Here is a 16,130-nt window from a genome sequence, read left to right on the forward strand (position 1 = left end):
AAGAATAAGAGATACTTCAACTGGACCATGCACTTTATCTGAATGAAGGAGGACTGATTCCATGCTTGAAATTAAAGCCATCACGAAACGATTCGGGTCGTTCACAGCGGTCGACGATTTATCATTCGAAGTGCCGGAAGGACAGATTTTCGGATTACTTGGAGCGAACGGAGCCGGAAAAACAACGACGTTCCGGATGTTGCTCGGTTTATTGCAACCGACAGAAGGGTCGATCACGTGGAAAGGACAACCGATTCCTTTATCAAAAATCGGTTACCTTCCTGAGGAACGTGGCTTGTATCCGAAAATCCGGGTCGATGAACAATTGATTTTTTTAGCTGAACTCCGCGACATGAAACGAAAAGATGCCAAAGCCTCTTTACTCGAATGGCTCAACTACTTCCAGATTCCGCAGTACGAAAAGATGCGGGTCGAACAATTATCAAAAGGAAATCAGCAAAAAATCCAGCTGATTTCTGCCGTCCTACATAAACCCGACTTATTAATCCTCGACGAACCGTTCAGCGGACTTGATCCCGTCAACGTCGAACAGTTGAAAAAAGCGGTCCGGAAACTGACGGCAGAAGGCACGACAATCGTCTTCTCAAGCCACCGGATGGATCATGTCGAGGAACTGTGTGAACATGTCGCCATTCTCGATCACGGGAAACCGGTTGTCGCAGGGTATCTTCCGGAGATCAAGGCAGGATACGGCAAGACACGTGTCTTATTGACGACCGATGCGCCTGCCCTGCTTTGGGATGCACTGCCGGGAATTCTTCAAGTCGAATCGGACGGAACCGGTCACAGCTTACAAGTCGAGTCAAAAGAGGCGGCCGACTTGCTGCTCCGTCATTTGATTACAGAAGGATTCCATGTCGAGCGATTCGTATGGGATCAATTATCCCTGCAAGACATCTTCATTGAGGAGGTTGGAAAACGTTATGAACCGTAAATTCCTGACATTGTATCGTTTCAGTCTGTTTCAAAAATTACGGGCGAAAAGTTTTCTGATTTCGACCGTCCTGATGGTCGTGTTCCTTGTCGGATTCAGCAACATCGAGCGGATCATCGACTGGTTCTCGGGAGACGATCCGAAAATCGCGGTCGTCAGCTCGCTTGAAGCTCCGATCGTTCCGGTTCTAAAAGAAGTCGGCATCAAAACAAAGATCACCGAAAAAGATTATTCCCTGAAGCAGGCACGACAAGTCGTCGACAAAGGGACGTATGACGCAGTCGCTTTGTTGTCCGACGATCCGTACCGGGTGACGTTAATCAGTGCCAGTCCGGAACAGGAGTTGCAGACACAACTGTCGACTGCTTTAAAACAAGTCCGTGACCAGACGATCATTACGGACGCCGACGTCGATCCGGCATTGCTTGCTTCGCTTGCTGCTCCGATCGACGTGAAACAGGAATTGACCTCAACCGGCGGTAAGAGCGAGGACGAATTATTCGCCGCGTCGGCTCTCGTCTATGTGTTGCTGTTCCTGATGTACTTTACGATTGCCATCTACGGCGGCATGATCGTGACGGAAATCGCCAATGAGAAATCATCACGTGTCATGGAGTTGTTGATTTCCGCCGCCAGTCCGATTCAACATATGCTGGCCAAGATCACATCGATCGCCACCGTCAGTCTGATTCAATTATCGTTACTCGTCGGAGTCGGTTATTACAGTGCCCAAAGCAGCAGCCTGTTTGATCAGCTGTCGCTTGATTCCCTGAGCGTCAAGACGATTGTTTACCTGTTCGTCTTTTTCCTGCTCGGTTATCTGCTGTATGCGACGCTCCTCGCCGCACTCGGTTCGCTCGTCAGCCGGGTCGAAGATGCCCAACAAGTCACTTTACCGGTCATCATGTTGATCGTCGCTGCTTTCACGGTGTCGATTTTCAGCCTGAACGCTCCGACGAACCAGGCCGTCGTCATTCTGTCATTCGTGCCGTTCTTTACCCCGATGCTGATGTTCCTACGCGTCATGCTGACGGAAGTCCCGGTCTGGCAAGTCGCGTTATCACTCATCCTGATGGTGATCAGCATCTCACTCGCCCTGTTCGTCGGAGCACGATTCTACCGCGGGGGTGTCCTCTTTTACGGATCAAATCCGCTGAAGCAATTGCGCCGTATTTTAGGCGGACGCCAGTAGTAGTTTACAAGACGAACCGTTTCCGCTATCGTTAGGTGAGAAAAAGCCTTGAGGAGGAATTACGTTATGCGGTCTCGTTTTTGGGCAGCGATTTTATTCACAGCTGCCGCCATCGTCTCGTCCCTTGTCATGTTCACGAAATTTCCACAAGCAAGTGAGACATGGAAGCTGGTCCTCGCTTACGGCGGAGTGACATTCATCGTCAGTTTATTTTATTGGTCTTTCGTCGCTGTACGGATCCAGTCCTCGCGTTTATTCGGAAGCTGGATCGGCGTCTTTATCGGCGGAACGACGGTTTTACTCGTTTGTGTCGCTCGTTTCCTGATTCGGGGAGACTTCATGATGATTTTAAAATGGCAGGCCATGCTCGGCAGTCTGACTTTAAACTTCGGCTATGTCGGCTGGGTGCTTGTCATCGCAAATGCCATCATCGGTTTCTTGATTGGACGGACACGACAAAAGGGACGCCGGGCTCCACGTCCTGCGCCACAGCGTTAATCGTTAAAAAAACATCACCGGCTTTAGCGTCGGTGTACACAAAAGAGGAAAACGGACATTTGATCCGTCTTCCTCTTTTTGTTTGGCTGAACATCAATTCCGGTCGTTCATTTGCGGTGATAACGTGTTCGGTCAATCTTTCGGCTGAACTCCGTATAACAATCGGTTGTCGTCGTCTCAGTGTCTTCCGTCAGACGGTTGAGGTATTCATCGAGTTGAAGCATCGTCGGGAGTTTGTCGGCAAACAGTTCAAACGTCTCTGCCGCGTCTTCCCGTTGCAATTCCCCCGCCTCCATGACCGCCTCCACCAGCTCATGAAAAATCCGTTGTTCCGTGGCACTCATCGTCTGTTCAATCCGTTTGACGTCCTCATCATACATCAAATCAAACAGGCGCATCCGTTCTTCCAGCTGCTGTTCAATCATCGTTTCGTCTTGTCCCATTGTCTGTTCATACGCCAATCGCATTTCTTCAAGCGGCGTTTTTTCCTGCATGACGAATTTTAAGGACTCCCCGGTCCAGATATGCCGTGCCAGATAACTGGAATCGATATGCAGGGCTTCCGCCAAGGATTCGATATAAGCTTTTGTCGGATACACTTCGCTGAGTTCCGTCCGGCGGATGAAATAGGGAGCGACCCCGAGATTGTCCGCTAACTGATCGATGGAGATTCCGGCGCGTTCCCGTAAGATTCGGATGCGGTCACCGTATCCCCGGTAAGGTGAATGGTCCAGCATATTACCCCTCCTCGCTATGCTATTATCATACCCTCGAATCCGGTATCGGATACATCGAACTTTCGCACGATTTTTTTAATAAATAACGCGGATAGCGGACCCATAACGGCAGGATACTGATGAAATAACAGCCGGTGACGATTCCGATCCAGGTGAAGGACAACGGAAGAAACGGACCGATCTCGAGTCCCCCTTCCGATATGATGACTTGAAAGAGTAACCAGGCATGAAAAATCGAAATAAAGTACGGAACCATCAACACCGTACCGTATTTGATGAACAGGAAACGGCGAATGCTCTCTTTACTGAAACCAAGCGCAAACAGGGTCTTCAGCCGTTTTTGTTCACGCTCCGCCGTCATTTGCATCCAGACGTGCAGGAAGCTTGCATTGATGACAAACAGCCAGATCGTCAACAGGATGACGACAAACGAGACAAGACGAATGATCCGGATCCCGTCCAGTTTATCTTCCGTCTCATTGATCAATTGATAAGGAACCGATGCTTTTTTACCGAGCTCCGTTTTCGATTGGATGTCCCGGACAATCGACATCCAATTTGTCCAACGCTCTGTCCCGTAATCGGCGTACGAGGGTGTATCAAAGACACGGATCCGGGCGACCGGACGATTCATCGTCGCAAACGCTCGGTCACTGACGACGAACAATGTTTTAATCCGGTCGTTGTATCCGAATAACAGGCCGTGCTCCGCCATTGGTTCTAGCTGATAGCCGGCTTGCTTCATTTCCGCTTTTGCTTTTTTCATCGTCGGCGTCACTTCCTCGACTTGAACCGGACGGGCCGGAATCATAAACGTCTGTTTGTCCGTCAACAACGTCCGTTGCTCGTAACCCAAATGCTTCATCAGCTGATTGTAGTCCGACAACGGAATCATGTACCGGCTCTTCCCGCCTTTGAGCCGGACATCCTGCCGGTATTTATCCGGAAACGCTTTTGTCATCGTCCGTTCCAGAGTCTCCAGACGACCGGACGGAACAGACGATTCCTCGTAATAGACCAGTCCGAACTGATTGTCAGACGAGAGGTCAAACCCGATCATTTGAAAGATAAAGATCAGACCGACAGCCGTTAAGGCACAGGAGGTCAAAATCGTCCCCAAGGCAACCAGTGTACTGTTCGTCCGTAATTGAACCGCGATTTCCGAGACGATTAACTTGCGTAACGACAACCGGCGGGGCCGGTAGAGTTTGAGCGCCACCGGAATGACGTGGCGGCAGAAAAAGAACGAACCGACGAAGATGATGAAGGGAAAGACAAATAGAAAATTATCCTGCCGCGTCAATGCCATGAAATAGCCGTAAAACAGGATCAGTACGGCCGTTCCCTGCATCACAAGACCGAACCGGACACGAAGCCGGGAACGGGTCCGGACAGGCCGGTCCGGACGGAATCTATAAATCGCGAGGACCGTCGCAATCAACAGCGTCAACATCGCTCCTGCAATCAATACTAAAAAAGAAAGAACGGAAAGCTCAATCGTCAGGCGCGGTAAGAACATGACTTTTTCAATCGAAAGTAACATCAGCTTCGTCAGGACAACACCGAGCGTGATGCCGCCCATAATCGCGAGCCCGCCGACAATCAGGATTTCAATCATAAAATATTTCAGAAAATGTGAAAATCCGCTTCCAAGCGTCCGCATGATCCGTAAGTCGTTTTTCCGGTGCTCGAGCATCGTATAGGTCGTCGAATAGATGAATAAAATACTGAAAAACAGAATGATGACTTCGGCAATGAACACAAAGATCATCGTCAGTTCGATGACCTGATTCAATTGGCTCAGGACTTTGGCGATGTTCTGAAACGATTCACTGACGACGAGATTCCAGTAACTGGTCGCAATCGTCATCGCGACGATGATCGTTAACGCATAGCCATAATAAAGACGTTGATAACGTCTGATGTTACGTAGGGCGTATTGCAGATAAGTGATGTTCATCCCCTCCTAATAACGAGAGCGATTCGATGACACGCTGGAAAAAGACCCGGCGCGGTTCATCGCGGAACAGTTCCGTCTGAATGCTGCCGTCCTTCAGAAACAGGACATGATTGCAATACGAGGCGACCGTCGGATCATGGGTGACGATGACCATCGTCATACCGGCTACATTCAATTCTGCCAGCAACTCCATGACGTGTTTCGTCGCCTGAAAATCAAGTGCCCCCGTTGGTTCGTCGGCGAGCATCAGACGCGGTGCGTGAATTAAAGCCCGTCCGATGGCCGTCCGTTGCCGTTGCCCGCCCGAGACCTCGTCGACCTGTTTATCAAGCAACTCATCAATCTGTAACCGTTTTGCGAGATGTTGCATCTCTTCCCGGGCTTCCTTCGTTTTTTTACCGCTGAGCATCAAAGGAACAAGTATATTCTCAGCCACCGTCAACGAATCAAGCAGGTTGAATTCCTGAAAGATGATTCCGAGCGTCTCGCGCCGGAAGCGGGTTGTTTCTTTCCGTTTGAACGTCGCCGTATCGATGCCTTGAATCAAAATCGAGCCCCAACTCGGCTGATCTAGTGTCGCAAGCAGATTGATCAAGGTCGACTTGCCGCTGCCGGACGGTCCCATGACGGCGACCATCTCCCCTTCTTCCACACGAAAATTGATGTCGGTCAACGGCTGTTCCGTCACTTTTCCGGGATAGACTTTTCCTAACTGTTTGACTTCAATCATCTTGTTTCCCTCCTACGAGCGTCAGACGACAGGTCGTCCCGACCCCTTCCGTGCTGTCGAGTTCAATGGTATGGCCGAGCTTGAGGCAAATCTGACTGACGAAGTACAATCCCATTCCGGTTGATTCGCCGTAACGCCGGCCGTTTTCCCCGGTGAAGAAGGCGTTGAAGACACGCGGCAGATCGCGTTTCGGTATGCCGACGCCGTCATCTTCAATCGTCAGCACGATTTTCCCCGCTTGTTCGACGGCACGGATATAGACTTCATGTCCGTGACCGGCCGTGTATTTGACGGCATTCGTCAGCAACTGCAGGACCACAAAACGGAACCACTTGGAGTCGGTATAGATATACAGCTCCGGTGCAAGCTCAAGCTTCGGGTACACTTTATTTTTAACGAACAGCCGTTTTTCCTGATTGATGATGCTCGTCACTAACGTCCGCAGATTTAGCCGTTCCGCCTTTAAGTCCGTCTCGATCGCTTCGAGACGTGACGAATACAACATCTGATCCAGTCCGATCCGCAACCGGTCGACTTCATGGCGTAAGTCCGCCTGGAACTGTTCGCCCGGATGTTCCAGAATCAACTCGATGACCGACAGCGGCGTCTTCATTTGATGAATCCATTGGTCGACATACCGGTGCCGTTCCTTTTCCTTCCGTCGTTCAGCAAACAAGCTGTTCCGAAAGACGGTCTGTTGGCGTTCCAAGAAGTGCTCGACGGCTGCTGCCAGCGGTTCGTCACTGTCGGCCCGGATCGGTTCCGCAACCGACTCAATCGGTGTCTGCAATCGTTTGAGCAACGGTAACATACTGAAGAAACGGTAACTTAAATAAATCAGCAAGGCGATTGCATTTAAGAGCGCGATGTAAAAAAAGGCTGCCGGACGATACAGATCGTATAACCACAGGATAAGAAACAAGGCTACCAACTGCCCACTGAAGAACAGAACCCCCGGAATCGCATGTTTAAAGAAAAGTCTCATTTGTCGAGGACCAATTTGTAGCCGACTCCCCGAACCGTCTCAAGACCCCCGATGCCGATTTCCGCCAACCGTTTCCGGACACGGGTGATGTTGACGTTCAGGGTATTTTCATCGACGAACGCTTCATCATCCCAAATCCGTTCCAGCAAGTCACCCCGACTGACGATCCGCGGACTCACCGTCAACAACATCTCTAAAATCAGTCCTTCTTTTTTCGACAGCTCGATCGATCGGTCCTCGTGCTCGACGATATACCGGTCCAAATATAACGTCAGTCCGTCACGACTGACCGTCCGCTCGTCACTTTCCTGCGACAATGTCCCGTAAGCGCGTCGAATCTGACTTTTGATTTTCGCGATGACGACGGCTCCCTGGAACGGCTTGACGATGTAATCATCCGCGCCGTATTCGAGTGCCATGACTTGATCCATCTCCCCGACCCGGGCCGAGATGAACAGAATCGGTGCCCGCGTCTTCATTCGGAGCTGGCGGCACCAGTAAAATCCGTCAAACTTCGGTAAATTGACATCAAGCAGGATGACGTCCGGTTGCGTTTCTTCAAATCGAGCGACGACGTCTCCTAATCCATCTTCATGAATGACGTTAAAATCATACCGTTCCAACAATTCTTTTAATAACAGTGCAATCTGTTGATCGTCTTCTACCAATAAAATCGTTTCCATCTGCAGATTCAACTCCTTCTTCTTCCATGATACCGAACAAAAAATGGACTGGAAACGATTAATCGTCTCCTGTCCATTTACATTAGATGACAATCCGTCGATATGCGCGTACCGTGACGAGATAGTACACGAGATAAACGACGGTATAACAACCGATTGCAAGCGACATCGGTAACCGTAAATCATAATTTAATAACTTTTCCAGGACCTGCATCGCAAACAGGCTGTGGACAAGACCGAGCAGATACGGCAGGACGAACATGAATCCGACTGATTGCCGGATGATACCGGTCTGTTCTTGCTGATCGACGCCGATTTTTTGGATGATCGTAAACCGTTGTTTCGATTCTTCCGCCTCTGCGAGCATCTTAAAGTAGATGATGGATCCCGTCGCCAGTAAAAAGACGAGTCCGAGGAATCCGGCGGCAAAGGCAAGCAGACCTGTCGTCGCTGTCGTCATGGCATAGACCGGATAATAAGCGGCCATCTCCGTCTCCGCTTTTTTGCCGTACAATTGCTCCAGTCGGTCGATCAGTCCGTCATCTGAACGTTCGTTCGAGAACTGATAGTTTGTCAGCATCGCTGCTTTTTCCGGCATCATGGCAAAGACATCATCCGAAACGGCAAAAGCCAGCCGTTTTTTCGCATAGAGTTGAGTGATTGGTAAATTCGTCGCACCGGTAATCCGAAAGGACGAGTGATCGTCTTTAAACGTCACGCCCACCGGTGACTTGACCGATTCCTTCAGCAAATCGTTCCCTTTGAACGTCTCAAGCACGATTGCTTCACCGGCTCCCGGTTCCGGCAACTGCTTCTTCCCGTTGCTTTTGGCCAACTTCTGATAGTCGGAATAACTGATGTAGCTGAACTGTCCCGGCTCGCCGTCAAATCCGAATGTCTGATAGGACATCGTAAACGACAACGGATTTGGTAACTCCTTCAATGGATGATTCACCGTTTTGACGTTGACCATCGTCCGCGATTCAATCGTTTGGTCGGATGACCGAATTAATTTTTCGGCTGCCTGTTGCTGGCTTGCAATCGATAAACTATATGGCATCTGTTCCTCGACTGTTCGGTCAATATAATAATAGATTGACGTCGCGGTTCCGACCGTCGTCAAGGTGACGGCCGTGATGACGGTAATCGTCGACAACATGACGGCATTTGATTTAATCCGCGACAGCAACTGTCCGTGTAAAATCAGGTTCGTACCGCGATAATGGCGACCACGTTTGCTGAGGAGACGGAGTAAAAAAATCGTGAAATAGCTCATCGTACCGAACGTTCCGACGATGATGCAGAGCATCAAGACCGGCGCAACAATCGTAAAGTGTGCGAGCAACGGTTCCCCGGTCAAATAATACCCGACACCAATCAACAGGACGGAAACAAGAGCCAGGACCGGATGGACTTTCGGAATCGTTTCGACCTGCTGTTTCGCCTTAAACAACTCGATCAGGGTAAACCGATAAATCGTCCGGGCTGACCGGAGCGCAATCACAAGGAAGATTGTCAAAAAGACGACAACCGTCTGACCGATTGCTCCGGCATTGATGGAGAAATCGGCTTCAATCGTCATTCCCATGACGTAGGCCAACAGTTGGACAAAGTATTTTGAGGCAATCGTTCCGAGTAAAACACCGATCAGTAGACCGATCAGTCCGTACCCCATCGTCTCAAGAAACAGCAACTTGGCAATCTGTTGACGTTCGAGACCGAGTAACGCATACAGACCAATTTCCTGTTTCCGGCGCCGCAGGAAAAAGTCACTCGAATACCAGATGAAGACGGCGGAAAAAAGAGCCAGGATGACGCTTGAACCGGTAAAGACCGTCCCGAGTTTCCCGTATAGTTCATTGGCTTGTAACATCGCCTCATTGGAACGGATGGCTAAAAACGTATAATAAATCAAAATCGCGAACGTAACTGCGCCGAGATACATCATGTTTTGCCGGATGTTTTTTAAATTCCGGAAAGCTAATTTAAACAAGTTCACGGACCGCACCTCCGAGTTCACGTTGGACTTCCATGATCTGTTCGAAAAACTCCTTGCGTGTCCCGAACTGGTGAATTTCCCGGAACAATTCTCCGTCTTTGACGAACAGCACCCGTTCCGCGTACGATGCGGTCACCGGATCGTGGGTCACCATTAAAATCGTTGCACCCTGTTCATTCAAGCCGACCATGGCTTCAAGCAGACCGGTCGCTGATTTCGAGTCGAGTGCTCCGGTCGGCTCATCCGCCAAGATCAGTGACGGCTGATGAACGATGGCGCGTGCAGCAGCTGTCCGTTGCTTTTGACCTCCCGACAGTTCAGACGGCCGTTTTGCGAGCAGATCCTCAATTCCAAGCTCCCGGGCGACGGATGTGACCCGGACGAGAATATCGGCTTTCGGCATGTGTTGTAACGCCAGCGGTAAGGCAATGTTTTCTTCGACCGTCATCGTGTCGAGCAGGTTAAAGTCTTGAAAAATAAATCCGAGCTGTTCCCGCCGAAACCGGGCCAACTGTTTTTCTTTCATCCCCGTCACGTCTTCTCCATTGATATGAATTGTCCCATCCGTCGGTTGGTCAATGGTCGACAACAAATTTAATAAGGTCGACTTCCCTGCGCCTGACGGTCCCATGATACTGACGAACTCTGCGTCGTGAATCGTCAGTGTCGTCGGTCGGAGCGCCTCGTGCCGTGCGTTTTTCGTATGGTAGACTTTCGTGATCTGTTCTGCGTGTAAGATGGCTTTCATGATGTGTTTCCTCCCGTATTCTTGATCTTGCTGTCAGTATACCGAGCAATCCGTCTTTCAAAGAATCGGTCAGACTTTCATTCATCTTACAAAATAGTAAGTTCGGGTAGGAGACGACAAAAAAGCCCCTTCGTCTAAGACGAGGGGACGTATTCGTTACATGATTATTTATGTGTTGCTTTGAAGAGTTCTGTTTCGCCTGCGACGACAGATGTTCCTTCAGCCGGTACTGCAGAAAGTGTAAATTGATCGTGGTTTGTCACGATGATTGGTGTGATTGTAGATGGTGCGTTTGCACGGATGAATTCGAGATCAAACTCAACGAGGACGTCACCGGCTTTAACTTTATCGCCAGACTGAACGTGTGCCGTGAAGCCTTCACCTTTAAGGTTAACTGTGTCTAATCCAACGTGGATCAACAACTCAAGACCATCTTCGCCTTTAAGACCAATTGCGTGTTTTGTAGGGAAGATTGTTTCGACCGTTGCGTTGATTGGTGAAACGACTTTACCTTCCGTCGGCTCGATTGCGATACCGTCACCCATCATTTTTTGCGAGAAAACTTGATCAGGTACGTTCTCGATGCTGACGATTTTACCTGTAAGGGCAGAAGCGATTTTTGTGTTTCCTGCGTCATTACCACCAAACAATTTTTTAAAGAATCCCATGATACTATCCCTCTACTTTCTCGATCGTTTTCTTCTTAAAGAAGATTCGATTTTTTTATAGGAGCCAGTTAAATGCAAACTCGCTCACGTTCTCACAAAAAGCATACGTTTGTAACTCTGGTTTTGCAAGTATTTTTGTGTGATAATAGTTAGAAATCACAAGGAGGCGCTTACATGTTAACATTTTCAGAACTTACATATGTCCGTCCTGACCTGAACGTCCTTGAAACTTCTATGCATGCTGCTATCGATCGCTTGCGTGAAGCAACAGATGTCGATACAGCAAACAATGCCATCTCTGAGATTAATACCCTTAGAAATCAATTTGAAACAGCCAGTCAGTTGGTGGAGATCCGTCATACGATCGATACGCGTGACGGTTTCTACGAAACAGAACAGGGTTTCTTTGACGAAGCCGGTCCGGTTTACCAAGGATACGTCTCGAGTTATTATCAGGCACTGACGACTCATCCTCTCCGTTCTTCGCTCGAATCGACGTGGGGCAAACAGCTTTTCTTACTTGCGGAAGCCAGTCTGAAAACATTCTCTGACGAAATCATTCCGAAACTCCAGGAAGAAAATCGCCTGGCCAGTGAATATACGAAACTGATGTCGGCGGCGCAAATCGAATTCGACGGCAAGACATTGAACTTGTCCCAGTTCGGCCCCTATCTCCAGTCAGCCGACCGGACTGTCCGGAAAGCCGCTTCTGAAGCACGCTACGGCTATTTAAAAGAACACGGTGACGCCATCGATACGATTTACGATAAACTCGTCCATGTCCGGACCGACATCGCGAAGACACTTGGTTTCCCGTCGTTCGTCGAGCTCGGCTATGCCCGGATGTTGCGTGTCGATTACGATCAATCGATGGTCGAAAACTACCGTGAACAAATTCTCGAGACGATCGTCCCGATTGCGACATCTCTCAAAGAACGCCAGCAGCGCCGGATCGGCGTCGATTCTCTCTATTATTACGATGAAGGATTTGCTTTTAAAACCGGCAATGCGACACCGCAGGGTGAAGAAGCGTTCATCATCGAAGGCGGGAAAAAGATGTACCGCGACATGTCACCGGAGACGAATGAGTTCTTCGAATACATGCTTGAACGCGGTGCGCTCGACTTGACGGCGAAACCGGGGAAAGCGGGCGGCGGCTATTGTACGTACATCGCGGACGAAAAACTCCCGTTCATCTTCTCGAACTTTAACGGAACGGCCGGTGATATCGATGTCCTGACGCACGAAGTCGGACATGCGTTCCAGGTCTACGAAAGCCGTCACTTCACCGTGCCGGAATACGGCTTCCCGACGTATGAAGCCTGTGAAATCCACTCGATGTCGATGGAATACTTTGCTTATCCGTGGATGGAAGAATTCTTCGGCGATCAGACGGCCAAGTACAAGTTCAGTCACCTTGCAGGCGGCGTGACGTTCCTGCCTTACGGAGTCGCCATTGATGAGTTCCAACATGTCATCTACAATCAACCGGAACTGACACCGGCTGAACGCCGGACGGCATGGCGTGATATTGAGAAGAAATATCTGCCGCACCGGAACTATGAAGAAAATGATTATCTTGATTCAGGCGCTTGGTGGCATCAACAGGGCCACGTCTTCGGCAGCCCGTTCTACTATATCGATTATACGCTGGCGCAAGTCTGTGCCTTCCAGTTCTATGCCTGGATGGAGCAAGACCGGGAAGCTGCCTGGAAATCGTATCTTGAACTCTGTAAGGCGGGTGGGTCGGAAAGCTTCCTGACACTCGTCGAACGTGCCGGACTGAAATCCCCGTTCGCTCCTGGAACGGTCGGGACAGCCGTCGAACCGATCAAGGCCTATTTATCCGAAACGGATGATCTTGCACTCGATCGTGTGTGATTGATTCGCAGGAAAAAACATCAAAAAACGAACCGATGGATCCCGGATCAGGGAAATCCTTTGGTTCGTTTTTTTAGTTTCTGATTTCATCAAAAGAATTTAAAGACGGTTCCATTCAAACGAAAAGTGACCGCTCCCGACACCAGCCGGGAAGCGGTCACTTTTCGTATGCAGATGATATCGGATGAATGGATCATCCGGATTGTTTAATATCTTCTTGATAACGGTCATACCAGATTTCGAATTCATCAGCCGGAATCGGACGAGAGTAATAGAACCCTTGACCATACTCACAATCGAGCTTTCGTAAGTTCTCTCCCTGTTCGGCCTGTTCAATCCCTTCCGCCACGACATCATACTTTAACGTATGGGCGAGTCGGATGATTGTCTCGATTAACGGAGCATTTGAACAGGCATCCGTTCCACTGATGAACGAACGGTCAATCTTCAGTCGTTGAATCGGCAAACGGCTCAAATACGACAGCGAGGAATAGCCGGTTCCGAAGTCGTCAATCGCCAGCCGGTAACCGAGTCGATGCAGCGTCTGTAAGGCATCAAAGACCCGTGTATCGGAAAAGACACCAAATGATTCGGTAATTTCCAGCTCCATCCGTTGTTCAATCCCGGGATAAAGATCCCGGACATTCGTCAACAACTCGACGATCCGGCCGGAGACCAGTTCTTTGACGGATAGATTGGCGGACACACGAAGTGACTCAAGCGGTGTCCCTTCCCATCGTCTGACCTGATTGACGGATTCCTGGACCACCCACATTCCGATTTCTTCAATCAGCATCGACCGTTCGGCAATCGGGATGAAGACAGCCGGACTGATCATCCCACGCTCGGGATGGAACCAGCGCAACAAGGCTTCGCATCCGTCGACCGTTTTAGTTTTCAGATTGACTTGCGGCTGATAAAACAGTTGCAGTTCGTTCCGGGCAATTGCTTCCCGCAACTCGGCTTCGAGAACGACGGATTCCCGGTATTCTTCACTCATCCAGGACTCAAACCAGATCGGTCCACCGGTCTGTTCCCGTTTCGCATGCTGCATCGCGATGTCGACGGAAGACAGCAACGACGTCACCGCGACCGCATCATCCGGATAACGGACCATACTCATACTGATACTGACATCGATTTTTTCACCGTCAATCCGGTAAGGACGTTCCAAAATCGTTTTCAGATCGCGGTAATCAACGATCTCCTGTTGGAAAATCAGGACGGCAAACTCATCGCCGCCAATCCGGGCTGCTGAACCTGTCCCGATGAAATGGTGACGCAAGCGGTTTGCCAGTTCTTTTAGGATTTGATCACCGGCACTGTGTCCGTAGATATCGTTGATCCGTCTGAACTGCCGGACGCCGATCGTCACCAGTTCTCCCGGTTGCGGCGCAGCGATGGCTTCCTCCATCTTTTGCTCAAACCCGTTCCGGTTCAACAAAGAGGTCAGCACATCAAACAGGGCCAGTTGCGTGATCTTTTCTTCGCGCTTAAATTGATCGGTCTCATCATGACAGGTCAGATAAAGTGCCGTTCCGTTGCCGTTTTTCGAAGGAACATGAATGATGTTGACGAACATGTTCCGAATGTCCTGCTTGAAAATCATCTGGCAACGGATGGTCTGGCTGTACCCGTCGATTGCCCGGTTGAGGGTCCGGCGGACACGGTTTAAATCTGCCGGATGAATCAGTTCCTCGATTGTCATCAATTCAGACGACTGGGCCAACTGTTTGAAACGGTCATTTCCGCTGAGCAGTTGAAAATCAGAGGAGAGTGCAACAATCGGATTCGTATTTTGAGAAAATAAGGATTCGATTTCTGCTTTCTTCTGTTTGATTTCCATCGTTTTTTTATCGTTATAATCGAGTAATCCGGAAATGATCGTCGTCATCGTCCGGAACGCTTCAACGACCGGATGGAAGTCATTTAACTCCGGCACCTGATGATGCGACTGTTTCGGACCTTCCGCAAAAAAGTCGGCTTCCGCCTGCAAAATATGTAAGTCCTTTCGGAATGCCCGTAACAGGGATAAGGTCAGCCAAAGCAGAAGCAGAATCACACAGCACGTCGCAATGAACATCAGCCAGGCATTTCGGATCAACGTATTTCCATGATCCGTCATTTCGGTCTGAACATCGGCAATCCCTTGATCAAACGACCGGTACATACTGGTTTGATACCGCTTTGCCACTTCGTCCATCGTTCCGTATTGTTTCAGTTCCGGTTGATTGATGGTCGCATCGATCATTCGTAAATAGGCGTACATCTGATTGCTCATCACCGAGATATCCCGGCGAAGCTCTTCATCTTCCGGCCGCATCGTTGCGTAAAAGGACTGGATCAAAGCGTTGTTCCGTGAGTTCAGCTCCTGGCGTGTCTGACGAAGGCGCAACAGATCAATCGAGTTCAATTGATTCTCCCGGTTAATGCTCACTAAAAACTGTCCCGCCCGGCCAAGCTCTTCCTGCATCAAAAAGAGATTCGAGAAAAACGTGTAATAGGTCCCGGTCTCGCCGCTCAAATACAGTTGGTTGAACAGGACTTCGCTTTTATAGGCAGTCGCTGCCTGAAAAAATTGATGCTCCGACTGATATCCGCCGGTCTGCAGCCGGTTGATTTCAGACAGGAGTTCTTTTTGAGCAGGTCCTTCCATCCGGAGCTGCTTGATCTGCCGGCCAAGTGCCGTCAGTTCCGTTTTCGTTTGTTGCCACGTCTCGGTCCGTGTCGCAACGGCATCTCCCGTCGTTTCACTTAAGGTGAGGTAATACTCATTCGTCACATCCCGTTCAACCTGATTGAGTCGTTCAAAAATATCCATCATCTCGCTTGAGCGTTTGAACTGATATCCTTCTTCCAGATTCTTTACCAGTTGTTGCGTCGCGATCAACAACGCTAACAGACCAATAACTGAAATCATCCATGAGAACGTTTTGTAGTAGGAGCGTTTTCGGAATGCTTCTACGATGGAGACTGGTGATAAACGTCGCAACACATCGTCCTCCCTAACTTGTCATTATGTTTCTATATCGTCTTGTCGGGACGGTTCGTGAAGTCAAAAGCAGTTAAAAAGGGTCAATAAAAAGCACTTCTT

General features: G+C 49.5%; 13 protein-coding genes. 4 read left to right on the plus strand and 9 right to left on the minus strand.

Features of this window, described 5'->3' with window-relative positions; translation table 11 throughout:
- Positions 1–61 precede the first annotated feature (61 nt).
- The 3 genes from EXIG_RS12665 to EXIG_RS12675 all read left to right on the plus strand — a co-directional run bounded on the left by EXIG_RS12665 (position 62) and on the right by EXIG_RS12675 (position 2,645).
- On the plus strand, positions 62–955 hold the full coding sequence (locus tag EXIG_RS12665; protein WP_012371353.1) for an ABC transporter ATP-binding protein: 894 nt from the start codon (positions 62–64) through the stop codon (positions 953–955).
- Positions 945–2,147, plus strand: a complete 1,203-nt coding sequence (locus tag EXIG_RS12670; RefSeq protein WP_012371354.1) for an ABC transporter permease — start codon at positions 945–947, stop codon at positions 2,145–2,147. Before EXIG_RS12665 ends, EXIG_RS12670 begins: the two co-directional genes overlap by 11 nt.
- Before the next feature lie 66 nt (positions 2,148–2,213).
- Positions 2,214–2,645: a hypothetical protein gene (locus tag EXIG_RS12675; protein WP_012371355.1), complete on the plus strand. Its 432-nt coding sequence runs from the start codon at positions 2,214–2,216 to the stop codon at positions 2,643–2,645.
- A 107-nt stretch (positions 2,646–2,752) separates the two neighbouring features.
- Here the strand turns inward: EXIG_RS12675 and EXIG_RS12680 are convergent, their stop codons facing one another.
- From EXIG_RS12680 to EXIG_RS12715, 8 genes are all read right to left on the minus strand, one after another.
- Complete coding sequence (locus EXIG_RS12680; RefSeq protein WP_012371356.1) at positions 2,753–3,382, minus strand: helix-turn-helix domain-containing protein; 630 nt, start codon at positions 3,380–3,382, stop codon at positions 2,753–2,755.
- Between the two features lie 25 nt (positions 3,383–3,407).
- Complete coding sequence (locus EXIG_RS12685; protein ID WP_012371357.1) at positions 3,408–5,342, minus strand: ABC transporter permease; 1,935 nt, start codon at positions 5,340–5,342, stop codon at positions 3,408–3,410.
- Entirely contained in the window at positions 5,308–6,072 is a 765-nt protein-coding gene (locus EXIG_RS12690) for an ABC transporter ATP-binding protein (RefSeq protein WP_012371358.1), read from the minus strand. The genes EXIG_RS12685 and EXIG_RS12690 overlap by 35 nt, the downstream gene beginning before the upstream one ends.
- Positions 6,065–7,057, minus strand: coding sequence for a sensor histidine kinase (locus EXIG_RS12695; protein WP_012371359.1), 993 nt, complete (start codon positions 7,055–7,057; stop codon positions 6,065–6,067). Before EXIG_RS12695 ends, EXIG_RS12690 begins: the two co-directional genes overlap by 8 nt.
- Positions 7,054–7,740 (minus strand): response regulator transcription factor, encoded by a 687-nt coding sequence (locus EXIG_RS12700; RefSeq protein WP_012371360.1) that lies wholly within the window; start codon positions 7,738–7,740, stop codon positions 7,054–7,056. The genes EXIG_RS12695 and EXIG_RS12700 overlap by 4 nt, the downstream gene beginning before the upstream one ends.
- Before the next feature lie 82 nt (positions 7,741–7,822).
- Positions 7,823–9,739 (minus strand): FtsX-like permease family protein, encoded by a 1,917-nt coding sequence (locus tag EXIG_RS12705; protein WP_012371361.1) that lies wholly within the window; start codon positions 9,737–9,739, stop codon positions 7,823–7,825.
- On the minus strand, positions 9,726–10,487 hold the full coding sequence (locus EXIG_RS12710; protein ID WP_012371362.1) for an ABC transporter ATP-binding protein: 762 nt from the start codon (positions 10,485–10,487) through the stop codon (positions 9,726–9,728). Before EXIG_RS12710 ends, EXIG_RS12705 begins: the two co-directional genes overlap by 14 nt.
- A gap of 164 nt (positions 10,488–10,651) precedes the next feature.
- The gene (locus tag EXIG_RS12715) at positions 10,652–11,155 is read right to left on the minus strand and encodes a PTS sugar transporter subunit IIA (RefSeq protein ID WP_012371363.1); all 504 of its coding nucleotides are present in this window, start codon (positions 11,153–11,155) and stop codon (positions 10,652–10,654) included.
- Positions 11,156–11,329: 174 nt separating this feature from the next.
- Between EXIG_RS12715 and EXIG_RS12720 the strand changes: the two genes are divergently transcribed.
- Positions 11,330–13,036, plus strand: a complete 1,707-nt coding sequence (locus EXIG_RS12720; RefSeq protein WP_012371364.1) for a M3 family oligoendopeptidase — start codon at positions 11,330–11,332, stop codon at positions 13,034–13,036.
- Positions 13,037–13,229: 193 nt separating this feature from the next.
- On the opposite strand, the gene EXIG_RS12725 is transcribed toward EXIG_RS12720, so the two are convergent.
- A complete protein-coding gene (locus EXIG_RS12725) occupies positions 13,230–16,031 on the minus strand; it encodes a putative bifunctional diguanylate cyclase/phosphodiesterase (protein ID WP_012371365.1) in 2,802 nt (933 codons plus the stop codon).
- Positions 16,032–16,130: the final 99 nt, after the last annotated feature.

Source organism: Exiguobacterium artemiae 255-15 (genome assembly GCF_000019905.1).
GTDB lineage: Bacteria > Bacillota > Bacilli > Exiguobacteriales > Exiguobacteriaceae > Exiguobacterium_A > Exiguobacterium_A artemiae.